This window comes from Nocardia sp. NPDC004168 (assembly GCF_040610355.1).
Taxonomy (GTDB): Bacteria; Actinomycetota; Actinomycetes; order Mycobacteriales; family Mycobacteriaceae; genus Nocardia; species Nocardia sichangensis.
In genome coordinates this window covers 309485-334702 of the sequence record NZ_JBEXME010000003.1, presented here as the reverse complement: position 1 = coordinate 334702, position 25218 = coordinate 309485, and the positions used below count along the sequence as shown (strand labels likewise).

The following is a 25218-nucleotide window of genomic DNA, read 5'->3' as shown; positions in this document are numbered from 1 at the left end:
CCAGGCGAGCGGGCCGCGTCACCGCGCGCGGGAAGATTCCGCGGCGCCGGTGATATTGCGCGCCATCCCGCCGAAGATGGCCGCGTGGAACGGCGCGATGGATTTCCAGTACAGATGCCCGGCCAGTCCGTGCGGTTCGAACACCGCGCACTGGCGGTAGGTGGCGCCCGGACCGTCCGGCTCGACCGCGAGCTCGAGCCACGCCCGTCCCGGTACCCGCATCTCGGCGCGCAGGCGCAGCATCCGAGGTCGTTCGATCCGCTCCACCCGCCACCAATCCAGCGCCTCCCCTTCGTGCAGCCGGTGTGGATCGCGGCGTCCACGGCCGAGACCGACGCCGCCGGCGAGCCGGTCGATCCAACCGCGCAGTGACCAGGCCAGCGGGAAGGAATACCAGCCGTGCTCGCCCCCGATAGCCTCGATCACCCGCCACAGCGTCGCGGGGTCGGCATCGGTGTGGCGTTCGCGCACGTCCCGGTACAGCGACCCGCCCGACCACGCCGGGTCGGTGGGCAGCGGGTCCGACGGCGCGCCCGGCGGATGGGCGTCCGACCACCTGGTCGGTACGTCCAGATCGCGAATCTTCTCCAGCGCCAACGCGACTGCTCTGCGGTAACCGGTCGGTCCGTCCGGTGGGTCCGGGATGAGGCCCGCGATCGCGTGGTCGCGGCAGACCACGTCGTTGATCAGCGACTCCATGAGCGGAACGGCGATCGCGCGCGGCACCGGGGTCACCAGATTCACCCACTGCGCCGACAACCACGGCGTCAGCACCGGCACCGGCACGATCAGCCGTCGCGGCAGCTGGGCCACTTCGGCGTAGGCGCGCATCATCTGCAGGTAGGTCAGCACGTCCGGGCCGCCGATGTCGAACGCGCCGCCCGCGCCTTCGGGCAGCGTCGCCGCCCGCGTCAGGTAATACAGCACGTCACGCACCGCGATCGGCTGGATCCGGTTGCGCACCCAGCGCGGGGTGACCATCAGCGGCAGACGCTCGGTCAGATAGCGCAGCATCTCGAAACTGGCCGAGCCGGAACCGATGATCACCGCGGCCCGCAGCACCAGGGCGGGTACCGCGCCCGCCTGCAGGATCTCGCCGACCTCGGTGCGGGAGGCCAGGTGCCGCGACAGCCGCTGCGCACCCGGGACGATGCCGCCCAAGTAGACGATCCTGGTCAGCCCCGCGTGCGCCGCCTCGGCCGCGACCAGCGTGGCGGCCCCCCGGTCCACCGTGTCGAAGTCGGCGCGGGTCAGCGAATGGACCAGGTAGTACAGCACCTCCTGCCCCGCCAGCGCGCCGCGCACGTCGGCGGCCGAGGTCACATCGCCCGCCACCACTTCGACGCGATCGCGCCAGGGGGCCTCGGCGAGCTTGCCGGGTGTGCGTGCCAGCACGCGAACCGAATGACCCGCGCGCAGCAACTCCGGCACCAGTCGTCCGCCGATGTAGCCGGTCGCACCGAACACCACACACCGCACGGCAACCACCCTTCCGATGACCTGCTCAGGTGATGACCGGGGATGCCGGGGCCAAACAGCGACTCCAGTGCGCACAGGACCCGGAATCGACCGCGTCACCTGATCACGAGTCCCGCTCGATCTCGTGGCGCGTGCCAGACTGGGCCGGTGAGCGAACGCAGCAAAAGCGACAAACCGGACGAACTCACGCCGCGTGATCGCGGTGATGTCATCGGTGTGGGCCTGCTGTGGCTGGCCAAGTGGGCGGTGTGCATCGTCGCGATCGCGGCGGGCGCGTGGGTGCTCGGCTTCCTGGTCGCCCGGCTGTGGGTGGTGATCCTGCCGGTGGCGCTGGCGATCGTGATCGCCACCGTGCTGTGGCCGCCGGTGCGCTGGCTCACCGCCCGCGGCTTGCCGCCCGCCGCGGCGGCCTCGCTCGCGGTGCTCGGTTTCCTCGGTGTGCTCGCCGGTGTCATCGCGCTGATCGTGCCCTCGGTGGTCGACCAGGTCCCGGAACTGGCCGACAAGGCGAGCGCGGGCGTCAACCAGGTGCGCGACTGGTTGCAGGGGCCGCCGTTGCGAATCCGCGAAGAGCAGTTGAATTCGGCGGTCGACGCCATCGTGTCCCGGTTGCAGTCGAGTTCCGCGCAGATCGCCACCGGCGTATTCAGCGGCGTGACCACCGCGACGTCGGCGCTGATCACCCTGTTCCTCGTGCTGGTACTGAGCTTCTTCTTCGTCAAGGACGGGCCGCGTTTCCTGCCCTGGCTGCACAGCGTCTCCGGCAGCCGCGGCGGCAGGCACCTGGAAGAGGTGCTCAGCCGGATCTGGGTCGTGCTCGGCGGGTTCATCCGGACCCAGGCGCTGGTCAGCCTGGTCGACGCGGTGCTCATCGGCGCCGGTCTGGTCATCCTCGGGGTACCGCTGGCGCTGGTGCTCGCGGTGATCACCTTCCTCGGCGGATTCGTGCCGATGGTCGGCGCGTTCGTCGCGGGCGCCCTCGCGGTGCTGGTCGCGCTGGTGGGCAACGGCTTCGTCACCGCGCTGATCGTGCTCGGCATCGTCGTGGCCGTACAGCAACTGGAGGGCAACGTGCTGCAACCGGTGTTGCAGAGCCGCAGCATGCAGTTGCACGCGGTCATCGTGCTGCTCGCGGTCACCGCGGGCGGCTCGCTCTACGGGATCGTCGGCGCGTTCCTGGCCGTGCCGGTCGTCGCGATCGCCGCGGTGGTCCTGCGTTACCTCGGCGAGCAGATCGACGCGGCCACCGCGCCACCGCCGGAACCGGAGAGCGAACCCGCGGACTGACGCAGTACCGGGCACCATCCTTGCACTCAGTCCGAATGTAACTATCGCCGTCGCCCCCTGCGGTTTCTAGCGTCAGTGGACATGACAACTGATGTGGGCACCCCGCTCAACGACATCGCCGACGCGACGGCGAAGGCGGTCGCCGACGACCCGGCGAACGCGCTGGTGGTGTTCCGTGCCTCCGGGACTCCGGAAGGGACAGTGGGCAGCGCGATCACGCTCGGTAGGCACACCGTGCGCGTGGACGAACCACCCGCGCTCGGCGGCGCGGACACCGCGCCCAATCCGGTCGAGGTGTACCTGGCGTCGCTCATCGCCTGTCAAGTGGTGACCTATCGGTTCTGGGCCCAGCGCCTCGGCATCACGATCGACGAACTGGCGGTGAGCGCCGAAGGCGATCTCGACGTGCGCGGGTTCTTCGGCTTGGATGAGAACGTACGCCCCGGCTTCCAGGCGGTGCGGGTGACCGTCCGCCTCAGCGGGCCCGAGACCGAGCAGCGCTATGCCGAACTCCAGCAGGCCGTCGACGCGCACTGCCCCGTACTGGATCTCACGACCGGGCGCACTCCGGTCGACACCAGGCTGATCACCGATTAGCCGCCGTCCCAACCAGCTCGATCACTCACCAGGAGGACCTTCCCGATGACCGAACCCGACCTGTCGCAGGACTGGAGCTTCGAGACGAAGCAGATCCACGTCGGACAGATTCCGGACGGCACAACCAACGCCCGCGCCCTGCCGATCTACCAGACCACCTCCTACACCTTCCGCGACACCGCGCACGCGGCGGCGCTGTTCGGTCTGGCCGAGCCCGGCAACATCTACACCCGGATCATGAACCCGACCCAGGACGCGGTGGAGCAGCGCATCGCCGCCCTGGAAGGCGGCGTGGCCGCTCTGCTGCTGGCCTCCGGGCAGGCCGCGGAGACCTTCGCGATCCTCAACATCGCCGGAGCGGGCGACCACATCGTGTCCAGCCCCCGGCTCTACGGCGGCACCTACAATCTCTTTCACTACTCGCTGCCCAAGCTCGGCATCGAGGTCTCGTTCGTCGACGACCCCGACGACCTCGAGCAGTGGAAAGCCGCCATCCGCCCGAACACCAAGGCGCTGTACGGCGAAACGATCTCCAACCCGCAGAACCACATCCTCGACATCCCGGGGATCGCGGGCGTCGCCCACGACAACGGTGTGCCGTTGATCGTGGACAACACCGTCGCCACGCCGTACCTGATCCAGCCGCTGGCCCATGGCGCCGACATCGTCGTGCACTCGGCCACCAAGTACCTCGGCGGACACGGCGCGGCCATCGCGGGCGTGATCGTGGACGGCGGCAAGTTCGACTGGACCGGCGGCCGCTTCCCCGGCTTCACCGAACCCGACCCGAGCTACCACGGTGTCGTGTACGCCGAACTCGGCGCGCCCGCCTACGCGTTGAAGGCGCGCGTGCAACTGCTGCGCGACCTCGGCTCGGCGGTCTCGCCGTTCAACGCGTTCCTGATCAGCCAGGGCCTGGAGACGCTGAGTCTGCGGGTGGAGCGGCACGTGCAGAACGCGCAGGCGGTGGCCGAATTCCTCACCACCCGTTCGGAAGTCACCTCGGTGTCCTACGCGGGCCTGCCGTCGTCGCCGTGGTACGAGCGCGGCCGCGCCCTCGCCCCGAAGGGCACCGGCGCGGTGATCGGCTTCGAGCTGGCGGGCGGCGTGGACGCGGGCAAGCGGTTCGTCGAGGCGCTGCGCCTGCACAGCCACGTGGCCAACATCGGCGACGTCCGCTCGCTGGTGATCCACCCGGCCTCCACCACCCACTCGCAACTGACGCCGGAAGAGCAACTGGCCGCGGGCGTCACCCCCGGCCTGGTCCGACTCGCGGTCGGCATCGAGGGAATCGACGACATCCTCGCCGACCTGCGCGCCGGATTCGACGCGGCATCCTGACGCGTTGGCCCCGCCGGGTGTGCCCGGCGGGGCACGTCGGGGATCGGATGGGCTCTTGATCAGGCCGCTGCGTGGCTCGGGACCCGCACAGCGGGGCAAGGCCCCGTTTCGGGGGTGGTTTCCCTGATTTCGGTTGAAGAAAACCGGCAGTCGCGCAGTCGCGATCGGTTGACCACAGCGACAGGACTATTCGGCGCTGTCACGCGGATTCGATTGGCAGGGGCGCGTTTCGCCGCAATGGAAAATAATTCGAACTTCCGCGCATCCGTGGGGCTTTCTGAATCGAACTAGAAGGGTAGGTACATGTCCTCTTCAGAATGAGGTGGGTAAGTCCATGGGCATAGCAGTACCCGAAATCGAAACTCCAGCACACCCGTTCTTCCGCCGCGCCGCCACTCTGGTCGTCGCGGGCGCCATTCCGTTGTCCTTGGTCGGCGCCGCCGCGACCGCCACCGCCGACCCGCTGTTGCCGCAGATCTCCGTCCAGATCCCGTTCGCCCCGGCGCCCGGCCCTGGCCTCATCACCCCGGCGGCCGATCCCGCGGACCCCGGAGCCTTTCCGCCCGAGGCTTTTCCGCCCGCGCCCCCGGTTTCCGCGGGCCGCAACGACCTGAGCGTCAACCGGCCGATGCCGGATCCGAACCTGCTCGCGCCGATCGAGCCGCAGCGGCTGCACCTGCCCAACCCCGCCGCCCCGGCTCCCGCGGTCGCGCCGATCGAGGCGCCGCCCGGCACGCTGCGCGTGGGTTCGGTGGTGATCGGCCGCCCGGACTTCATGACTCCCGAGCAGGGCAAGATGTTCAACGACGCGATCGCGGGCCCGGAAGCAGGCATCGCGCAGACCCTGGATTCGGCGGGCTTCGATCCGTCGCGTTCCGATCGCATCGCCGCCGACCTGATCGGCTCCACCGCCATCGGCGCCTCGGCGGGCAGCATGGTGGCCGCGCCGGTCGCCTCGATCGGAGCGGTCATCGGCGCCATCTGCGGCGCCATCGCGGGCCTGCCGATGTTTCCGACCGGGACGGTGGCCGTCATGGCCTTCGGCGCCGCCATCGGTTATGGATTCGTCGCCTCCCCTGCCATCGCCGTCGGCGCGGCCCTCGGCGCGGGTGTCGGTGTGCTGCAAGGCCTTCTGACACCGCCCACGGTTCCGGCCGCGTAATTCCCGGCGCGCCGGAGACCGCACGCAGCATGCGGATTCGGCGGCGATTTCGAATACGCACGATTTCCGCGAAGACCCGGTTTCCCGCCGGGTCTTCCGCTTTTACGAGGAATGGCCGATGTTTGGCCGCCCGATTACGGGCTACTGCCGAGAAGACCGGCTGAAGATGGCCGGCCGGTCGCTTCAAAGGGAGGTTGTGACATGAGCGCAGTCGACAAGGCGAAGAACAAGACCGATAAAGTCGCTGGTCAGGCCAAAGAAAAGCTCGGCGAGGCCAAGGGTGACCGGGGGAAGCGCGACGAAGGCCGCACCGACCAGATCAAGTCCGACCTGAAGGACGCCGGCGAGAAGGTCAAGGACGCCTTCCGGCACTGACCGCTGCACATGCGCTGTCGGACGTTGTCCGTGCCTGGCGCCGCGCACGGCCGTAGCGAACGCGGGGTAGCACCGCGCACGGCCGAGCGAAAGCGGAGGCAGATAGGTCGTAGGCGGATGGCCGCATAAAGCGGGCATCCGCCTTTCTTTCCAGGAACTGGTCCAACCAGTTGACCTGTTGACCGCCATACGCGAGACTCGGTGACATGGAATTCGCCGCGGTCGCCCGCACCGCCGTCTCCGATACGGTCTTCGGCCAGATCATCGACGCCATCCTGAGCGGCAAACTCGCCCCCGAGGCGACGCTCCCCTCCGAGCGCGAGCTGGCCGAGATGTTCCAGGTGAACCGCCACGCCGTCCGCGAAGCGCTCAAGCGCGTACAGCAGAGCGGGCTGGTCCGCGTCACGCCCGGTGGCAAGACCCGGGTTCTCGACTGGCGCTCGCACGCGGGCCTGGACATCCTGACCGCGCTCACTCGCTCCGGCGCGGTACCGGCCAGACGGATCCTGCACGACATCGCGGTGATGCGGCGTTCGGTCGCCGCCGACGCGGCCCGGTTGTGCGCCGAGCACGCCGACGCCGACCAACTGGCGACGGTGCAACGCGCCGCCGCGGCCTATCCGGACGCCACCGCCCCGTTCGGCGCCGTGGTCGATGCCGATCTGGCGTTCTGGGTGGCGATCCTGGACGGCTCCGGCAATCTCGCCTACCGGCTGGCGTTGAACACCCTGGTCTCCGGCTATTTCGGGATCGGGATGGAAGTCGTCGCCGAACTGGGCCTGAACAAGGAATACATCGATCCCGGCGCCCATCGCGCGCTCGCGGAACACATTGCCCGCCGCGATTCGGCCGCGGCCTACGACACCGCCTACGCCCTGCTCACCCGCCTGGTGGACGCCCAAGCAGCACCGAAAGATTGACCCATTGTTCGACCTGATCGCCCACGCCATACCAGTTTTCGTGCTCTGCCTTGCCCTCGAAGCGGCCTCCTTCCACCTGCTGCCCGACGACGACCAACTCGGCTACCAGTTCCGCGACGCGCGCACCAGCGTGCTCATGGGGCTGGGGAACGTGGTGGTGAACCTCGGCTGGAAACTCGCGGTCGTCGCGGTGTACGCCGCGGCGTACCTGGCCGCCCCGTTCCATCTCCCGACGGACCATCCGCTGACCTGGGTCGCGCTGTTCTTCGCCGACGAGATCGCCTACTACTGGTATCACCGCACGCACCACACGGTGCGCGTGTTCTGGGCCAGCCACGTGGTGCACCACTCCAGCGAGTTCTACAACCTCTCCACCGCGCTGCGCCAGCCGTGGACCCCGTTCAGCTCGCTGCCCTATTGGTTGCCGCTGGCGCTGGCCGGTTTCCCGCCCTGGATGATCCTGCTGCAACAGTCGGTCAGCCTCGTCTACCAGTTCTTCATCCACACCGAGCGGGTCGCGACGCTGTGGCGTCCCGTGGAATTCGTGTTCAACACCCCGTCCCATCACCGGGTGCACCACGGCTCCAACGATCGCTACCTGGACAAGAACTACGGCGGCATCCTGATCATCTGGGATCGGCTGTTCGGCACCTTCGAGCCGGAGGACGAACGCGTCCGCTACGGGCTGACCAAGAACATCGAGACGTTCAATCCGGCGAAGGTCGCCACCCACGAGTTCGCCTCGATCTGGCGGGACCTGCGTAGCGCGCCCTCGTGGCGCGCCCGCGGCGGCTACTTGTTCCGCGGCCCGGGCTGGGCGCCCGCCGACTGATCCGCGCCGCCGCGCCCGTCGCCCTCCTCCTCGACGAGCCGCAGCTCGCTCGGCCACCAGATCTTCCGCCCGATCAGGCTGAACAGCGCGGGGATCACCACCGTGCGCACGACGAACGTGTCCAGCAGGATGCCGAGGCCCACCACGATGCCGACTTGAGTCAGGGTGATCAGCGGGAGCACGCCGAGCACGCAGAACACCGCCGCGAGCACGATGCCCGCACTGGTGATCACCGCGCCGGTCACCGACACCGCCCGCACCATGCCATGCGTGGTGCCGTGGCCCGGAGTCTCCTCGCGGGCCCTGGTCACCAAGAAGATCGTGTAGTCGACGCCGAGCGCGACCAGGAACAGGAACGCGAACAGCGGCACGCTGATGTCCAGCGCCGGGAACCCGAACACGTGCTCGCTCATCCAGCTGCCCAGCCCGAGCGCCGCCAGCGCGCTCAACACCGTGACCGCGACGAGCAGCAACGCGGCAGGCACCGCACGCAGCAGCACCAGCAGCACCACCAGCACGACGACCAGGATCAGCGGAATGATCAGCTTGCGGTCGCGGCTCGCGGCCGTCTGGACGTCCAGCGCCTGGGCATCGGTGCCGCCGACGATCGCGCCGGCGCCCGGCACCTGGGCCACCGATGCGCGCAGCGCCTCGATCGTGTCGAAGGCACGTGCGGAAGACGGCGGCGCGTCGATCACCACGGCCCACCGGGTCAGCCCGGTCGGCGAGGTGCCGGTCTGCCAGGTCATCACCACGCCCTCCGTGCGGTGGAACGCCGCGTCGACCTCCACCACCGCGTCGCTGCGCGCGAGGACGATCGCGGGATCGGAAGCGCCGGAGGGGAAATGCCGAGCGAGGGCGTCGAATCCCTCCACCGACTCCGCGCGAACCCGGAACTGCTCGGTCTGCGACAGGCCCACCTGCGTCGACAGCAATCCGGTCGCGCAGATGGCCAGCACCACGAGCGCGGTTCCGGCGACCACCGCCGGCCTGCGCACCACCCACGCGGCGACCGCGTGCCAGACGCCCTCGTTCGCCGTATCGCGATCGTCGGCCTCCGGCACGAACGGCCAGAACACGTTGCGTCCGCACAACGCGAGCGCGGCGGGCAGCGCGAGCAGGACGAACACCACCGCGACCAGCAATCCCAGCGCGGCCATCACACCGAGACTGCGCGTGCTGGGCACGGAGGCGAGCACCAGCACGAGCAGGGCGGCGACCACCGTGACGTTGCTGGCCAGGATCGCGGGCCCGGCGCGCCGCACCGCGTGTCGCAATGCCGTGCGGTGGTCGGCTTCCCGATGCAGTTCGTCCCGATAACGCGACACCAGCAGCAGCGCGTAGTTGGTGCCCGCACCGAACACCAGCACACTCGTGACACCGGAGGTCGAGCCGTCGAAGGTCAGGGCGGTCACACGCGCCAGCGCGGTTCCGGCGCCGGTGGCCACCCGATCGGCCGCGCCGACCACCGCGAGCGGCACCAGCCACAGCACCGGGGAGCGGTACGTCGCGATCAGCAGCACGGCGACGACCATCGCGGTCACCGCCAGCAGGGTGACGTTGGCGCCGGAGAACGAGTCGGCGATGTCGGCGCCGAACGCCGGACCGCCGGTGACCTGCAGGACGAGTCCCTCGGGCAGGCCCTCCCGCGCGACGGCACGGATGTCCCCGATCCGGTCGGTCAGCGGGAATCCGCTCAGGTCGGCGTCCACGGGCACTTGCCCGATCGCCGCTTTCCGGTCCGGCGAAGCGAGCAGGTCGCTCGGGCCGGGTGTCCGTCCCGACGCGCGCGTGACCGCCGCCACGGTGGCGTTGCGGTCGTCATCGGTCAGTTCGCCGTCATCGGCGCGCGTCACCACGATGATCGCGGCGGCCGACCCCGCGTCCGGGAACTCCTCGAGCGCCTGTTCGACTCGCGCCGATTCGGCTGAGGCCGGTAGCGCGGTAGGGGCCTGCCCGGCGGACTCGTTCTCGCCCACCGCGCCGATCAGGCCGACGGAGGCCGCGGCGAGCACCACGAGCAGCACCCACGAGGTCCGGGCGGTCACCACCGACGCATAGCGATCCCAAGCGCTCACCCCGCCAACTCTCTCAGAAACCGAGCCGCGATGGCCGAACTGCCCGACGCGGACCCGCGCGCCGCGCACCGCGTGCCGGTCGCCGTCGTCCACGCGATGCGCGAGCATCACCACGGGCTGACCGGCGAGTGAACGCCTCCGCCGGGGCGCGGGTCAGTCCCGCAGCGCCTGCTCGCGCAGCGATTTCAAGGTTTTCGACAGAATCCGTGAGACCTGCATCTGCGAACATCCGATGCGCTGGGCGATCTGCTCCTGGGACATCGAGTCGAAGAAGCGCATCACCAGCACCTGCTTCTCACGTTCCGGCAGAGCCGCCAGCAGCGGCTTGACCGCCAGGTAGTTCTCCACGGTGCTGAAGTCCGGGTCTTCGGCGCCGAGCGAGTCCAGCAGCGAGGGACCGCCGGATTCGGAGTCGTCGGTGTCCGAGGCGGCGTCGATCGAGGAGGTCTGGTAGGCGTTGCGGGCGATGAGCGCCTGGGTCACCTCGTTCAGGTCCGCGCCCAGTTCCTCGGCGATCTCCCGTGCCCGCGGCATCCGGCCCAGCCGCTGCGACAGGATCTCCACCGTCGGACCGATGGTGGACTGGATCTCCTTGAGCCGCCTTGGCACTCGCACCGACCAGGCGTAGTCGCGGAAATGCCTGCGCACTTCACCCATGATCGTCGGCACCGCGAACGACAGGAAGGTCGCGCCGTGCCCCGGATCGAAGCGGTCGACGGCGGCGAGCATGCCCACCCGAGCGATCTGCAACAGGTCCTCGAAGCTCTCGCCGCGGCCGCTGAACTTGCGGGCGATGTGTTCGGCCAGCGGCAGGCAACGTTCGATCAGCTCGGTGCGCACGGCGTCCCGGCGTGGATCGTCCGGGGCCAGCGCGGCCAGTTCGGCGAAGAGCGGCTCGATATTGTCGTAGGTGTCTCCCCGCGATTTGCGCTTGGAAGCGACCTGATTCGACTCGCTACTCATTATTCGAGCCGCCGCGCACCCAACGGAAGTCGACGACGGTCGGGTAGCCGCCCACAGCGGAGTCGTGTGCGCCTCGGGTGGCCGAGACCGAATCCGTGAGCGTCGCCACGATGTGCCAGCCGAAGCCGGACTCGTCCGGGCTGGCGTCCGACACCGTGACGGTGGAGACGCGCACCTCCACCGCGTCGTCCTCGAAGCCGAACGCGCACTCCAGCTCCGCCCCGTCCACCGCGTCCAGCACCAGGGCGCTGGCCACCTCGTCGAGGGCCAGCCGGATGTCGGTCACCTCGTCGATGCCGAAATCGGCCATGAGCACGACGGTCTCGGCCAAGGCACGCAACATCGCGAGCTGTTCGGACACCGCGGGCACCCGCACGCTGATCGTGCCGGTCCGCGTCGTAGCGGGAGGAGTCCCCTCACCCTTGCTCATGCACCGCTCCCAGAAGTCGCGCCGTCCGTCGGAGCGCCAAGCCTACGCCCTCCTCCGTAGTGAACTCGATCGGCCACGGCTCGGCGCGCGCGTCTTCGTCCGGGGACGGCTGATCGCGAGGCGCCGCGACGCGGACGCGCGCACTCCCCACAACGGCTGCCGACAACGTTGACCAGCGCGTTCGTCCGATGCGACCGGCTGGGCCACTCGATCGACCGCCGGTAGGCACCCCCGACATCACTGGGCCCCCGAAGCGCCGGTTCGTCCTGGGGGAAGACGCCGACGGCCGTCCCCGATGGCGCGCACCAGATCGGCGTAGGCGATCTCCAGTTCGGCCAGCCGGGTCCATGCCGCGTGCATGCGCTCGCCTCCCGGATCGTCGTGCATCAGCAGATGGAACGCGTCTTCCGCGACGGCGGCCATCCGGTCGATCATCTCCCCCAGGCTCTCGTGGTGCACCCGCACCGCGGGGTCGGCGCACGGCAGGTGCAGCGCCGCCCAGGTGTCGATCCGTTCGACCAACTCGGCGCGCCGCCGCCGCGTCCCGACCGATTCCCGTGCGTCCTCCCGGCGCCGCCGGTGCAGTTCGGTCAGCTCGCGCGCCCACCGGCTCACCGGGCCCTGCACGTGCTGGCCGCCCAGCGCGCACAGCAGTGCGCTCGGACTCGGCAGCGCCGAATCCTCGGACAGCTTCCGCGGTCGCGCACGCTGGACCAGCATCGGCCTACCTCCCCGGCACGACCGCACCGCTCGTACGGCCGGTCGGCCAAGCCTTCATCAGGACAGCGTTCATTCCGGATCGGGCATGCCCGCTGCGGGCGGACGCAAACTCACAGGGGCGCAGTGAGTTCGAGATGGATGCCGTCGGGATCGGAGAACGACAGGATCGCGATGCCGAAATCGGCCATCTCGGTGATCTTCCCGTGTTCGATGCCCGCATCGGCCAGGCGAGCGGCCGCGGCCACCAGATCGTCCCGCGCCGGGACGGTGAAGCTGAGATGGTCCAAACCCACACGTTCGGAATCGAATCGGTCCGCCGGATCGGCGACCGGACGCAGGCCGAGCAACATGCCGTTGGCCTGGAACACCACCCCGCCGAACAGTCGCATCGGGTCGGCGCGCACCTCCGGATCGTCGGGGCTGCCGGGCGATTCGGCGGCGATGGGGAAACCGAGCACATCTCGGTAGAAGGCACGCGACCGGGCGATGTCGGTCACGGTCAACCGGATGTGATGCGTCCCGGTCGTTTCGATCATGGTCACGCTCCCAAACGAGGTACGGCGGGTTCGATCGGCTCCCCGGTTCGCTCGGCGGCGAGCCGTCTCGCGATGACGGTAGGACAGAATCCCGGCGGAACCGAGTGTCGCAAACGACATCTTCGGTACCGTTTCCGACATGGACGTCGTCGTCTTCGTGGTGGACGGCGTAGCCGATTTCGGATACGCCGCCCTACTGGAAACCTTCAACACCGCCAACGCCGTGCGCACCGAGCTGCCCGACCCGCCGCAGCCGTGGCGGGTGCACAGCGCGTCGTTCGGCGCCACGGTGCGGTCGGGCAACGGCCACACCGTGCCGACGATCCCGCTCGACGAGCTCGGCGACGGGTTCGATCTGATGATCGTGCCCGCCGTGAACGTCCTGGAGGCCGCGGCGCTGATCGACCTGGTTTCCGCACCCGCCAGCCGTCCGGTGCTCGACCGGCTGGTCGCGGCCCGCGATCGGGGCGCTCACCTCGCCGGCGCCTGCACCGGAACGTTCTTCCTGGCCGAGGCGGGCGTGCTGGACGGCTCCCCCGCGACCACGAGCTGGTGGCTCGGCCCCAGCTTCCGGCGCCGCTACCCGCACGTGGAACTCGACGAGGGACGCACGCTGTGTCGCGGTCGACGCGTCACCACCGCGGGCGCCGCGCTCTCGCACATGGACCTGGCGCTGTCGCTGATCGCGAGCAAGAGCCCGGCCCTGGCCGAACGCGCCATGCGCTACCTGGCGGTGGGCGCGGGCCGACCGCAACGGGAGTTCATCGTCCCCGAGATCATCGCCCGCGGCGATTCCGTCACCGCCGCCTTCGAACGCTGGGTTCGCGCACACCTCGGCGAGAACTTCCGGATATCCCAGGCCGCTCGCGCCGTCGGCGTCACCGAACGCAGCCTGCAGCGGGCCACCCACGCCGAACTGGGCATGTCCCCCACGGAATTCGTGCACGACATCCGCCTGGAACGCGCCGTGCAACTGCTGCGCACCACTTCGCTCACGGTGGACGCGGTGGCCGCCAAGGTGGGTTATCTCAACGCCGGAACACTGCGCGGATTGTTCCGCCGCCGCCGGGGCATGTCGATCTCCGAGATCCGCATGACGCGCGTGTCGTATTGAGCCGCGGTAGGCACGACGCCGGATGTCATGCGGCGGCTACTGCCCGACGGCCCAACTCCGGGAACGGTATCGTCCGCACGGGCGGCCGGACAGCCCGCGCTAGGAGGACTCGGTGACCGATCGGCAGCACACGACCACATCCGACGAGGAGCGACCCCCCGCGCCCTCCGCGACGAGCGCACACGACACCGCGCGGCTCGGCGTGGTGGTCGCCGCACTCGGCGTGGTGTTCGGCGACATCGGCACCAGTCCGATCTACACCATCCAGACGGTGTTCAACCCTGCCGACCCACATCCGGTGCCGGTGAGCGTGGACAACGTGTACGGCGTGGTCTCGCTGATCTTCTGGTCGGTCACCATCATCGTCACCGTCACCTACATCCTGCTGGCCCTGCGCGCCGACAACGACGGCGAGGGCGGCATCATGGCGCTGATCACGCAGCTGCGGCGGTGGGGTTCGCAGCACGGCCGACGGCAGACCGCGGCGCTGGCGGCGCTGGGCATCTTCGGCGCTTCGCTGTTCTTCGGCGACAGCATGATCACTCCGGCGATCTCCGTGCTGTCCGCCGTCGAGGGAATCGAGGTCGTGCAACCGTCGCTGGCGGATTTCGTCGTACCGATCACCGCGGTCATCATCGTGACGCTGTTCCTGGTGCAGCGCCGGGGCACCTCGGCCGTGGGCCGGGTGTTCGGGCCGGTGATGATCGCCTGGTTCGCCGTCATCGGCGCGTGCGGGGTGGCGGGCATCGCCGATCATCCGCAGATTCTGCGAGCCCTGTCACCGACCTACGCGCTCGGCTTCCTGTTCGGCCATTTCGGCACCGCCTTCTTCGCCTTGGCCGCGATCGTCCTCGCGGTGACCGGAGCCGAGGCGCTGTACGCCGACATGGGTCATTTCGGTCGCAGGGCGATCACCCGTGGCTGGCTGTTTCTGGTGTTCCCGGCGTGCATCCTCAGCTATTTCGGCCAAGGCGCGCTGATCCTCGACGATCCCGGCCACGTCAGCAGCCCGTTCTTCCTGCTCATGCCCGCATGGGGCCGCCTGCCGCTGGTGCTGTTGGCCACCGCCGCTACGGTGATCGCGTCGCAGGCGGTGATCACCGGCGCGTATTCGGTGGCATCCCAGGCCGCCCGGCTCGGCTACCTGCCCCGGCTGCGCATCGCGCACACCTCGGAGGCGACGGTCGGCCAGATCTACGTGCCGTGGATCAACTGGCTGCTGATGGTCTCGGTGCTCACCCTGGTGTTCGCCTTCCGCAGCTCGGCGGCGCTGGCCTACGCGTTCGGCATGGCGGTGACCGGCACGATCACCATCACCACGCTGTTGTTCTTCTACGTCGCCCGCGCCCGCTGGAATATCCCGCGCTGGCTGCTCGCCCTTGGCGCCGTCCCCCTGCTGTCGGTGGACCTGCTGTTCGTCGCGGCCAACCTGACCAAGCTCGTGCACGGCGCGTGGCTGCCGCTGCTGATCGGTCTCACCGCGTTCACCATCATGACCACCTGGCAACGCGGGCGCGACATCGTCACCGCCGAACGCGAACGGCGGGAGGGGTCGCTGCGCGAGTTCGTCGACCACTTGCACGCGGGCGACCCATCGATACTCGAGGTCCCCGGCACGGCCGTCTTCCTCAACCGAGGCAAACGAACCGCGCCGCTGGCCCTGCGGGCCAACGCCGAACACAACCACGTGCGCCACGCGCACGTCGTGATCATGTCGATCGAGACCGAACCCGTGCCGCGGGTTCCGGCGGACGAACGGATCAGCGTCGATTCCCTCGGCTACACCGAAGACGGCATCATCCACGTGTGCGCCCGGTTCGGCTACATGGAGTCGCAAGACGTGCCCGGCGCGCTGGCATTGCTCGACCCCGCTGTCACCGAGGGACCGTTGCAGCTGGACCGTGCGTCCTACTTCCTGTCGAAGATCGAGCTGCGCCCCGGTACCGAGCCGACGATGGCCCAGTGGCGCAAGCGGCTGTTCATCGCCACCTCCTACATCACCGCCGACGCCGCCGAGCAGTTCGGCCTACCCCGCGAGCGCACGGTGATCATGGGCGCTCACATCGAGATCTAGGCGCGCACAACCTGGTTCCGTCTCGGACCGTCTCCGTCCCGGTACGTTCGCGGTTCAGAAGGCTCCCCCACCGACGGGCACGCTCGCCCCGGTGATCCAGCGGGCCTCCTCCGACGCCAGAAAGCCGACGACGTCGGCGATGTCGTCGGGCTCGCCCATGCGGCCGAGCGGAATAGATTGGAGGGTCTGCTGATTCGCCCCGATCACCCCTGACGCGGCGAGTGCGTCGGTGCGCACCGCACCGGGCAGCACGCTGTTGGCCGTGATGCCGCGCGGGCCGAGTTCCCTGGCCAGCACCCGAACCAGCTGCTCTACGGCGGCCTTGCTGGCGCCGTAGACACCCGAGCCCGGCCGGTGGGTCAGTGTCGCGCCGGAGGACACGACGACGATGCGGCCGTTGTCGCGCAACCGCTTCGCGGCCTCACGCAGGGCGACGAACGTCGCCTTGGTGTTGACCGCGAACATCAGCTCGAAGTCCTCGTCGGTGGCCTCGGCTATCGAGCCGAAACGCGCGACGCCCGCGTTGTTCACGAAGACGTCCACGCCGCCGAAACGCTCCTCGGCGGCGTCGAACAACCTGCGCGGGCCCGCCGGGTCGGCGACGTCGGCCCGCACCGCCCACGCCTGCCCACCGGAGCCCTCGATGTCGGCCACCACCTGTTCGGCGGCCTGCCGGTTCGATCGGTAGTTGACGACGACGGCGGCTCCCCTCGCGCCCAGACGCTCGGCGATGGCGCGACCGATGCCGCGGGATCCTCCGGTGACGATCGCGACCGGCATCTCACCTCCCATTGATGACCATGGCGATAGTCGAGATCATCAACTAAATCAGCGAGGATGTCAACTGTCGATGACATAGACTTTCCCCATGCCGACCGATGACCAGGGGCTCGCGCCCGCTTTCGCACGGCTGCACCGCGAGATCAGCGCCCTCTACACCTCGATCGCGCGACGCCTCGAATTGACGAGTCAGCAAGCCGAATTGCTGTGCCTGCTCGGCGCCGACCGGCCGCCGTCCTTCGGCGAGCTGGCCGCGACGCTCGGTTGTGACAAGACCAATGTGACCGGCATGGTCGACCGGCTGGAGCGGCGAGGGCTACTCGTCCGGGAGACCGACCCGGGAGACCGCCGCGTGACTCGCGCCGTTCCCACCGAACAGGGCTCGGCGGTGCGACACAAGTTCCGCGCGGAGCTGGAGCACGAGCTGGCCCGCAGGCTTCCCGGCATCGACCGAACTCGATTGATCGGCCTCGTGACCGCGACGGCGACAGCCTTGGCCGAACATCGGTGAAAATCTAACGTCGCTGAAACCGACAGCACGCATAGGCTCTACCTACTGTTTTGGTTATGCGAACTAACTTTTGCGCAGCATTGCGGCACCCGTCGTTCGAGTAGTTCGCTACTCGTGTGCGGGCACGACTGTGACCAGAGAATGGCGATAGCTGGTGCGACAGCGCCGTCGACGCCACGCTCACCTCGATCACGGAGCCACCATGCCTGCCAAAAAGAATTCACCAGCCCGCCGGACGAACACCCGAAACGACGACCTTCTCGCCGCACTGCGCAAATTCATCCGCAGCAAGGGCGAGAACTTCCTCGAAGACCCCAATATCTCCTCGATCGGCATCGGCCACAAGCAAGTCGACGGAAAATCGACCGGCGAGATCGCGGTGCAGTTCACCGTGCACGAGAAGGTGTCCGAACCGGAGGCGCTGGAAGCGCTTGGCACGTCTGCGATTCCGGAGACCGTCACCGTCGACGGGATCGAGGTACCGACCGACGTGCTACAGCGCACGTTCGAGCCGGCCTTCCGGCTGGTCACCGAAGCGGCCGCGCCCGAGCGCAAGTCGCGCCTCGACCCGATCGTGCCGGGAATCAGCGTTGCCCACCCGAGCACTACGGCGGGGACGATCGGTTGCGTCGTCTACGACCGGGACGACGGAACACCGTATGTGCTGAGCAATTGGCACGTCCTGAACACCGCGGCGGGCAATCTCGGCGACGACGTCGTGCAGCCGGGCCCGCGTGACGACAACCGGGTCGACCGCAACCGGCTCGGCAAGCTGATCCGATCCCATCTCGGCACGGCGGGCGACTGCGCCGTCGCCGACATCGAGAACCGGCGGTTCAGCGCCGCGATCATGGGCCTGGACGTCGTCCCGGACCGCCTCGGCGAACCCGAGCTGGGCGACAAGGTGATCAAGAGCGGCCGGACCACCCAGGTCACCCACGGCATGGTGCGGCGCGTCGACGTGGTCGCCAAGATCGACTATCACGGCGTTGGCACGAGAAGCATCGGCGGCTTCGAGATCGGGCCCGACCCGGACCATCCCGCGGTCGACGGCGAGATCAGCAGCGGCGGCGACTCCGGATCGGCGTGGATTTTCGAGCTCCCCGACGGCAAGACCAGCACCGTGCTGGCCGGATTGCATTTCGCAGGCGAGACGGGCGCGGACACCGACGAGCACGCGCTGGCCTGCCTGCCGCAATCGGTGTTCGAGAAGCTCGGCATCACCTTGACCCCGCCGGCCGCGGAGGAAGCCGCGGCCGTCGCAGGATACGACCCGAATTTCCTCGCGTCGCCGATTCCGGTCCCCGAGGTGGACGCCGAGATCCGCCCCGACGTGGCGACCACCCTGGACGGCGCCGATGTCCTGCACTACACGCATTTCTCCCTCGCGATGCGCCGCTCGCGCCGCTTCGCCATCTGGGTGGCCTGGAATATCGACGGCGGCTCGATCAAGAAGCTGTCGCGGAAGAAGATCGACTTCGTCAAGGACGCGCGGCTCGACGCGGACGCCCAGGTCGGCAACGAGTTGTACCGCGACAACCGGCTCGATCGCGGCCACCTCGCCCGCCGCGCGGACCTGCTGTGGGGCAGCCTGCCCGAGGCCAAGAAGGCCAACGAGGATTCGTTCTTCTACACCAACATCACCCCGCAGATGGACGACTTCAACCAGAGCATGCGCGATGGGGTCTGGGGGCGGCTCGAGGACGCCGTCTTCGCCGACGTCACCGTCGACGACCTCAAGGTCAGCGCGTTCGGCGGCCCGGTCTTCATCGACGACGACCAGGAATTCCGGCAGGTCAGGATTCCGCGCGAGTTCTGGAAGGTCATCGCGTTCCGGGAGAACGGCGAACTGAAGGCCCGGGGCTTCCTGCTGAGCCAGAACCTGGACCAGCTGGAAGTGCTCGATCTCGACGAGTTCCGCGTCTTCCAGCTGCCGCTGACCGAGATCGAGCAGCGAGCCCGCTTCCACTTCCCGCAAGCGCTGCGGGACGCGGATCTGCAACTGGCGCCGGAGGAAGTGGCCGCCCCCTTGAACTCGGTCGCGGATATCCAATGGTGAAGCGGAGCGACCTATACGGCGCGTGATTTCGGGGGCGCGGTATATCCCTCGGCGAATTCGATGAAGTTCTGCACGACGGTCTCGGCCTCCCGCCGGACGCTGCGCTTGAGGAGTAGTCCGGGCAGCAAGAGCGAGGATTGCAGCTCGGTGTGATACCAGACCTGCGATCCCGCGCCGTCCTCGGCGACTTCGAACCAGCCACCGCCGCCGACGCCGACACAGCTGTCCACGACCTGCCACGACACTCGGTCCGCGGTCCAGTCGTATTCCAGCACCTGGAGATCGGACTTGCCGAGCGGAGTCTCCGCGGTGACGTAGACCCGCTGCGGACGACCGGATTCACCGCGGGTGGCCACGCGCGCATCCGAATGCGTCGACCATTCGGGAAGCAATTCGATCGCGGCGACCGCATCGAACACCCGGGTGGGATCGACGCCGACGGTGAAATGGATATCGGTTTTTACGCGCATAACTCCTCCACCCCCGGGATCAACCCGGCCGATTCTGCCCGTGCCGCTTCCCATCCGTCAATACGCGTTCGACTCGCAACCATCATTCCCCCGCAAAGAGCGATGTCAGAGCCAAAAATAAGTCGCCAGCTACCCGTTGGCTATTCTCGATTCCAATTGTTACCGGCGAGTATAAAAGTGGGATCGCAAGAGTTTCGCCGCGGTGCTCGTGTGCGATATGCCGATCCAACCGTGGCGAGGGTGTTCATTCTGTCCGTGAGCGGTATTCATGCCACCGGCCCGTCGCGGCCCACACGGCCTACTTCGTGTTCTTTCGCATGGGCTCGAACCACCCCGCCGCCGGTGACGAGGACGACGCCGGAAATACGCTGCGCGCCTTGGCCACAGCGCGCCTCGTCATGGGCATGCCCGCCCTGGCCGACAACCGATACGGCCAGGGCTGACGGACCGGCCGTGCAGGCGCGTTCCCACGCGCTCGGCCGACAGTTCTACCGTGCCGTCTCCGTCCAGGTGACCGGCAGTTCGTGGACGCCGTAGATATTCATGTCGGTCCGGAGTTTCACCGCACCGGCGGGGATGGCGAGCTCGAGCGTCGGGAAGCGGCGCAGCAGTCCGGCGAAACCGGCGCGCATCTCGATGCGGGCCAGTTGCTGGCCGAGGCATTGGTGGACGCCGTGGCCGAAGGACAGGTGGCCGCGGGCCTTGCGGTGCAGGTCCAGGGTGTCGGGATGGTCGAAACGCTGGGGGTCGTGGTTGGCGGCCAGCAGCGAGACGACCACGGTGGAACCCTTGCCGATCGTTTCACCGCCGAGTTCGATGTCGTCGGTGGCGTAGCGATAGAAGATGTCGGCGACCGACAGGTAGCGCATGAGTTCCTCGACGGCGTCGGGAAGCAGATCCGGGTCCGCGCGCAGTTCGGCCAGTTGCTCGGGGTGCTCCAGCAGCGCGAAGGTGCCGAGCGCGAGCATGTTCGCGGTGGTCTCGTGGCCCGCGAGCAGCAACAGGAAGGCGATGCCGGTCAGCTCCTCGATGGTGAGGTCGTCGTGGCGGGCCAGGTCGGACAGTATGTCCTCGCCGGGTTCGGCGCGCTTGCGTGTGACCAGTTCGGCCAGGTACGTCGTCATCGCGCCGTACGCCGCCATCTTCTCCTCGAGCGATTGGTCCTTGACCAAGAACTTGGCGGAGTTGACCTGGAAGGTCTCGCGGTCCGCGTAGGGCACGCCGAGCAGCTCGCAGATCACCAGCGAAGGCACCGGCAGCGCGAACTCCTCGACCAGGTCGACCGGCGGGGTCAGCCGCGCCATCTGGTCCAATTGCCGCTCGGCGATGTCGATGATGTGCTCCTCGAGCTGCTTCATCCGTTTGACGGTGAACGCGCCGGTCAGCTTGCGTCGCAGCCGGGTGTGGTCCGGCGGGTCCATGGCGATGAACAAACCCGGCACCTGCGGTGACGGTTCGGTGGCGACGGGCATGCCGGGGGTCTCGTACGGCACGTGGACGATGCCGATGTCCTGGCGGGAGCTGAACCGGGTGTCGGCCATGAGCCGGCGAACCGCGTCGTAGCCGGTGACGAGCCAGCCCTCGTGACCGTCGGGGAAGATCAGGGGGCTGACCGGGCGAGCTTCGCGCAGCCGGGTGATCTCGCGGGGTGGGTCGAAGGGTCCCGCGTCGCGCTCCAGGGGGAGGCCGTGCGGGATGGGGGCCGTCTGACTCATCGAATTTCCTCTCGCGGCGATTGTCGAACGATGGTGATCGCGCCGGACGGGCACAACTGGGCCGCCTCGCGGACGGCCTGCTCCCACTCGGGCGCGGGTGTGAGGTTCAGCGGCGCCACCCGTCCGTCCTCCGGGTCCTGGTCGAATACTCCAGGGGCGGTCAGTGCGCACATGCCGGCGCTGACGCAGCGCTCACGGTCCACTCTGAGTTCCACCGGCTACCCCTTTTCCCAGGTGACCGGGAGAGAGCGCACACCGTGGGCAAGTGCACTGGTGCACAGCGGCGTCCGGAACACCTTCCTCAGCCCTGTCATTGCTGAACTGTTCACAGGAGAACTGTCGCCCGACTGGCTGACACCGACCTGATACCGGCCTGACACGCAGCCGATACGGCGTTCGCCCTGGTCGACGCGCGCCGCCTCCGCGCAGAGCCGATCAGATCGCGTATGCGCCTGCTCTCCGGCAAGCCGGCATCTCGGCACGCTGCGGCCGACCGGTGCCGGGCGCCGCCATCGGAGCGGTTATCACCCCGGGGACGGGCGGCCCGGTTCACCGCCGAGGGTCCACGGCAGAATGGGCCGGTGCAGATCGGGATGCTTGGACCGCTCGAGATCCGACTAGACGACGGCGGATTGATCGAGGTACCGGGCGCTCGGTTGCGGGCGCTGTTGATCGCGCTCGCGCTCGAACCAGGTCGGGTAGTCCCGAAAGCGACGCTGGTCGACTGGATTTGGGGTGAGCAACCGCCCGCCGACGCGGCGAACGCCTTGCAGGCACTGGTCTCCCGGCTGCGCAGGGTGCTGCCGGACGGGGCGCTCGACGGGCAGGCGGGCGGATACCGGCTGACGGTGGAACCCCACGCCGTCGACGCCCTGCGGTTCGAACGGCTTCTCGACCAGGCCCGCGGCGGTGACGACGCGCGACAGGCCCAGCTCTTGCACGAGGCCGTCGAGCTGTGGCGCGGTGCGCCGATGCAGGACGTCGGAATACCGGACAGCGAGGCTTTCGACGCGGTGGTCACCCGGCTGGAGGGGCTGCGCCTCGCCGCCATGGAGGATCGGTACGAAGCGGAGGTCCGCCTCGGCCGGGGTACGGAGCTGATCACCGAGCTGACCGAGCTCGTGGCCCGGCACCCGGTGCGGGAACGGCTCGTCGCCGCGCTGATGCGCGCGCTCGGCGCCGCGGGTCGCGGCGCCGAGGCGCTGATCGCGTACCAGCGCGCACGGGAGGCACTCGCCGACACGCTGGGCGTCGATCCGTCGCCGGAACTCTCCGCATTACACGTGGCGCTCCTGCGCGGCGAAGTGCGAACGGAGGAGAACCACCGCAACACGAACCTGCGGGCCGAGTTGACCGAATTCGTCGGCAGATACGCCGATATCGCCGCCGTGCGCGAACTCATCGCGAACCATCGGCTCACCACGTTGACCGGTCCTGGCGGCTCGGGCAAGACCAGGTTGGCCCTCGAAACCGCGCGAACCATGCTCGACGACCTGCCCGACGGGGCCTGGCTGGTGGAACTGGCGTCCGTCGGCGCGAGTGGCGACATGGCGCAATCCGCCCTCGCCGCGCTCGGACTCCGCGACGCGCTGCTCGGCGGCGCACCGAACGCGGAACCGATGGACCGGCTCGTCGCGGCGATCCGCGAGCGCGAAACGCTGTTGATCCTGGACAACTGTGAGCACGTGATCGAGTCCGCGGCGGCGTTCGCCCACCGGCTGCTCGGAGAGTGCGGGCGGCTGCGGATCCTCGCTACCAGCCGCGAACCGCTCGGCATCATGGGCGAGGCGTTATGGCAGGTCGAGCCGTTGGCGTTGCCCGCGCAGGACGCGGATCCCGGCGAGATCGAGTCATCCCCGGCGGTGCAGCTGTTGCGGGACAGGGCAGGTGCGGTGCGTCAGGATCTCGCGGCCGATGCTCCCACCTTGTCGACCATGGCGCGCGTCTGCCGGGCCCTCGACGGAATCCCCCTGGCGATCGAACTGGCCGCGGCCAGACTGCGCACCATGTCCCTCGACCAGCTCGCCCACCGCCTCGACGATCGATTCCGTCTGCTGACCGGCGGCAGCCGCACCGCGATTCCGCAGCACCGGACGTTGCGAGCGGTAGTCGACTGGAGCTGGGAGCTGCTCACCGACTCCGAACGGATGGTTCTGCGCAGGCTCGCGGTGTTCTCCGGCGGCGCGAGCCTGGAGGCGGCCGAGCAGGTCTGCGCGGGGCCCGAAGCCCAGGGCGAGGAGAGCATGGCGGTCGAGCGGTGGGAGGTGCTCGAGCTGCTGACCGCGCTGACCGAGAAATCGCTGCTGCGTACCGTGGAGGACAGCGGGCCGCGCTTCCGGATGCTGGACACGATCAAGCAGTACGCCCGGGACCGGCTCGAGGAGTCGGGCGAATCGGATTCGGCGCGCCGAGCGCATCTCGCGTACTTCACCGAACTCGCCGACATCGCGGAGCCGCACCTGCGCCGCGCCGAGCAATTGGAGTGGCTCGCCACGCTCGAGGTCGAACACGACAACATCGCCGTCGCGATGCGTGGCGCGCTCGCGGCCGCGGACGCGACCGGGGCGATGCGGCTCGCGGCGGCCGCGGGCTGGTACTGGTGGCTCGGCGGCCACAAGGCCGAGGGCATGGAGCTGATCACCGCGGCTGCCGACACGTCCGGCGAGGTGGACGACGAGATCAGGGCCAGGGTGTACGGGCTGGTCGTGCACTTCATGAGCTCCGGGCCGAGTGACGAGCACCAAGTGGAGGAATGGATCCACAAGGCATACCTGTTCAGCCGGCGCAGTCGGGGGCGATACCCGCTGCTGGCGTTCGTCGCAGCGCTGGAACGCATGTTGCAGGGGCCGGACGCGTTGCTGCCCGCGTTCGAACCGCTGCTCACCGATGACGACCCTTGGGTGCGGGCGCTGGCCCGGCTCCAGCTCGGCAAGGCGCGGATCGCGCTGGGACAGCAGGGGCGGGAGGCGGACGAGTATCTGGAGACGGCGCTCGCCGAGTTCCGGACCATCGGCGAGCGCTGGGGGATCTCGTTCGCTCTGACCGAACTGGCGAATCGAATCGCCATGCGCGGTGAGTTCGCCGGTGCGTGCGAGCATCTCGACCAGGCGATCGCGGTGGTCACCGAGGTCGGCGCGATCGAGGACGTTTTCTTGATGCGGGCGCGGCAGGCTCAGCTGTACTGGCTGCTGGGCGATGCGGAGGCGAGTGCGGCCGCCATGGCCGAGGCGCAGCGGCACGCGGATCGCTCCGCTTGGCCGAACGCACTGGCCGAACTCGCCCTGACCAGGGCGGAGCTGGCTCGTTGGAGCGACGACACCGAGCAGGCGTACCGGCAGATCGATCTCGCGACAACCCTCCTCGGCAGCGATGCCGAGCAGCGCTACGTCAGGGCGCGGACCCACAACCTGCTCGGCTACCTCGCCGACGGGCTCGATGAAGCCCGCGAACACCACGACGCGGCCTTCCAGGCGGCATCCGATGCGGGATACGCGCCTTTGACCGCTCAGGTGCTCGTCGGGATCGCCGACCTGGCGCAACGCGCCGACCACGATGAGCAGGCCGTCCGGCTGCTCGCGGCGAGTGCCGCAGTGCGCGGCCTGTCCGACCGTTCCCAACCGGATGTGGAACGGATCGAGCAGACAGCACGACGTCGCCTCGGCGAAGTGCGGTTCACCGAGGCGACGAAGGAGGGTGCGCAGGCGAGCTGGCGTGAACTGGTCGCCACTGCGCTCGCTTGCTGAACATGGCGAAAACAGTTGTGCGACACCGACCT

At 68.8% G+C, this 25218-nt stretch carries 23 protein-coding genes; 13 read left to right on the top strand and 10 right to left on the bottom strand.

The features are described from left to right. Window positions 1-18 precede the first annotated feature (18 nt). Window positions 19-1479, bottom strand: coding sequence for an SDR family oxidoreductase (locus ABZW96_RS08610; RefSeq protein ID WP_355072683.1), 1461 nt, complete (start codon window positions 1477-1479; stop codon window positions 19-21). Window positions 1480-1626: 147 nt separating this feature from the next. Here ABZW96_RS08610 and ABZW96_RS08605 point away from each other — a divergent pair, with 147 nt between their 5' ends. The 7 genes from ABZW96_RS08605 (at window position 1627) to ABZW96_RS08575 (ending at window position 7993) form a co-directional block, all read left to right on the top strand. Next, complete coding sequence (locus ABZW96_RS08605) at window positions 1627-2766, top strand: AI-2E family transporter (protein ID WP_355072682.1); 1140 nt, start codon at window positions 1627-1629, stop codon at window positions 2764-2766. 81 nt (window positions 2767-2847) lie between these two features. After that, entirely contained in the window at window positions 2848-3363 is a 516-nt protein-coding gene (locus tag ABZW96_RS08600) for an OsmC family protein (protein ID WP_355072680.1), read from the top strand. 45 nt (window positions 3364-3408) lie between these two features. After that, entirely contained in the window at window positions 3409-4704 is a 1296-nt protein-coding gene (locus ABZW96_RS08595; RefSeq protein WP_355072679.1) for a bifunctional o-acetylhomoserine/o-acetylserine sulfhydrylase, read from the top strand. A 334-nt stretch (window positions 4705-5038) separates the two neighbouring features. Beyond that, on the top strand, window positions 5039-5866 hold the full coding sequence (locus ABZW96_RS08590) for a hypothetical protein (protein WP_355072677.1): 828 nt from the start codon (window positions 5039-5041) through the stop codon (window positions 5864-5866). Window positions 5867-6067: 201 nt separating this feature from the next. Then, window positions 6068-6241 (top strand): CsbD family protein, encoded by a 174-nt coding sequence (locus ABZW96_RS08585; RefSeq protein WP_355072675.1) that lies wholly within the window; start codon window positions 6068-6070, stop codon window positions 6239-6241. A 206-nt stretch (window positions 6242-6447) separates the two neighbouring features. Further along, the gene (locus ABZW96_RS08580; RefSeq protein WP_355072674.1) at window positions 6448-7161 is read left to right on the top strand and encodes a GntR family transcriptional regulator; all 714 of its coding nucleotides are present in this window, start codon (window positions 6448-6450) and stop codon (window positions 7159-7161) included. Between the two features lie 4 nt (window positions 7162-7165). After that, window positions 7166-7993, top strand: a complete 828-nt coding sequence (locus ABZW96_RS08575) for a sterol desaturase family protein (RefSeq protein ID WP_355072672.1) — start codon at window positions 7166-7168, stop codon at window positions 7991-7993. Here ABZW96_RS08575 and ABZW96_RS08570 read toward each other — a convergent pair. From ABZW96_RS08570 to ABZW96_RS08550, 5 genes are all read right to left on the bottom strand, one after another. Then, on the bottom strand, window positions 7954-10071 hold the full coding sequence (locus tag ABZW96_RS08570; protein WP_355072670.1) for an MMPL family transporter: 2118 nt from the start codon (window positions 10069-10071) through the stop codon (window positions 7954-7956). The two genes, ABZW96_RS08575 and ABZW96_RS08570, sit on opposite strands and share 40 nt — an antisense overlap. A gap of 153 nt (window positions 10072-10224) precedes the next feature. Next, window positions 10225-11034: an RNA polymerase sigma factor SigF gene (locus tag ABZW96_RS08565; RefSeq protein ID WP_355072668.1), complete on the bottom strand. Its 810-nt coding sequence runs from the start codon at window positions 11032-11034 to the stop codon at window positions 10225-10227. Then, window positions 11027-11464: an anti-sigma factor gene (locus ABZW96_RS08560; RefSeq protein WP_355072666.1), complete on the bottom strand. Its 438-nt coding sequence runs from the start codon at window positions 11462-11464 to the stop codon at window positions 11027-11029. The genes ABZW96_RS08565 and ABZW96_RS08560 overlap by 8 nt, the downstream gene beginning before the upstream one ends. A 237-nt stretch (window positions 11465-11701) precedes the next feature. Next, window positions 11702-12184, bottom strand: coding sequence for a DUF4254 domain-containing protein (locus ABZW96_RS08555; protein WP_355072664.1), 483 nt, complete (start codon window positions 12182-12184; stop codon window positions 11702-11704). Between the two features lie 110 nt (window positions 12185-12294). Continuing rightward, a complete protein-coding gene (locus ABZW96_RS08550; protein WP_355072663.1) occupies window positions 12295-12720 on the bottom strand; it encodes a VOC family protein in 426 nt (141 codons plus the stop codon). 139 nt (window positions 12721-12859) lie between these two features. Between ABZW96_RS08550 and ABZW96_RS08545 the strand changes: the two genes are divergently transcribed. Together ABZW96_RS08545 and ABZW96_RS08540 are read left to right on the top strand one after the other, a co-directional pair. Further along, window positions 12860-13834, top strand: coding sequence for a helix-turn-helix domain-containing protein (locus ABZW96_RS08545; RefSeq protein ID WP_355072661.1), 975 nt, complete (start codon window positions 12860-12862; stop codon window positions 13832-13834). Between the two features lie 205 nt (window positions 13835-14039). Beyond that, the gene (locus ABZW96_RS08540; protein ID WP_355072978.1) at window positions 14040-15908 is read left to right on the top strand and encodes a potassium transporter Kup; all 1869 of its coding nucleotides are present in this window, start codon (window positions 14040-14042) and stop codon (window positions 15906-15908) included. 54 nt (window positions 15909-15962) lie between these two features. On the opposite strand, the gene ABZW96_RS08535 is transcribed toward ABZW96_RS08540, so the two are convergent. Then, complete coding sequence (locus ABZW96_RS08535; protein WP_355072659.1) at window positions 15963-16688, bottom strand: glucose 1-dehydrogenase; 726 nt, start codon at window positions 16686-16688, stop codon at window positions 15963-15965. 88 nt (window positions 16689-16776) lie between these two features. On the opposite strand from ABZW96_RS08535, the gene ABZW96_RS08530 reads away from it, so the two are divergent. Together ABZW96_RS08530 and ABZW96_RS08525 are read left to right on the top strand one after the other, a co-directional pair. Beyond that, window positions 16777-17199 (top strand): MarR family transcriptional regulator, encoded by a 423-nt coding sequence (locus tag ABZW96_RS08530; RefSeq protein ID WP_355072657.1) that lies wholly within the window; start codon window positions 16777-16779, stop codon window positions 17197-17199. 202 nt (window positions 17200-17401) lie between these two features. Next, window positions 17402-19258 carry a DNA/RNA non-specific endonuclease gene (locus ABZW96_RS08525; RefSeq protein WP_355072655.1) on the top strand — a complete coding sequence of 619 codons (1857 nt, stop codon included), beginning with the start codon at window positions 17402-17404 and terminating at the stop codon, window positions 19256-19258. 11 nt (window positions 19259-19269) lie between these two features. On the opposite strand, the gene ABZW96_RS08520 is transcribed toward ABZW96_RS08525, so the two are convergent. Then, window positions 19270-19728, bottom strand: coding sequence for an SRPBCC family protein (locus ABZW96_RS08520; protein ID WP_355072653.1), 459 nt, complete (start codon window positions 19726-19728; stop codon window positions 19270-19272). A gap of 317 nt (window positions 19729-20045) precedes the next feature. On the opposite strand from ABZW96_RS08520, the gene ABZW96_RS08515 reads away from it, so the two are divergent. Continuing rightward, window positions 20046-20171, top strand: coding sequence for a hypothetical protein (locus tag ABZW96_RS08515; RefSeq protein WP_355072651.1), 126 nt, complete (start codon window positions 20046-20048; stop codon window positions 20169-20171). Window positions 20172-20216: 45 nt separating this feature from the next. Here the strand turns inward: ABZW96_RS08515 and ABZW96_RS08510 are convergent, their stop codons facing one another. Both ABZW96_RS08510 and ABZW96_RS08505 read right to left on the bottom strand, forming a co-directional pair. Continuing rightward, complete coding sequence (locus ABZW96_RS08510) at window positions 20217-21443, bottom strand: cytochrome P450 (protein ID WP_355072650.1); 1227 nt, start codon at window positions 21441-21443, stop codon at window positions 20217-20219. Further along, the gene (locus ABZW96_RS08505) at window positions 21440-21658 is read right to left on the bottom strand and encodes a ferredoxin (RefSeq protein ID WP_355072648.1); all 219 of its coding nucleotides are present in this window, start codon (window positions 21656-21658) and stop codon (window positions 21440-21442) included. The genes ABZW96_RS08510 and ABZW96_RS08505 overlap by 4 nt, the downstream gene beginning before the upstream one ends. 366 nt (window positions 21659-22024) lie before the next feature. Between ABZW96_RS08505 and ABZW96_RS08500 the strand changes: the two genes are divergently transcribed. Continuing rightward, the gene (locus ABZW96_RS08500) at window positions 22025-25186 is read left to right on the top strand and encodes a BTAD domain-containing putative transcriptional regulator (protein ID WP_355072646.1); all 3162 of its coding nucleotides are present in this window, start codon (window positions 22025-22027) and stop codon (window positions 25184-25186) included. Window positions 25187-25218: the final 32 nt, after the last annotated feature.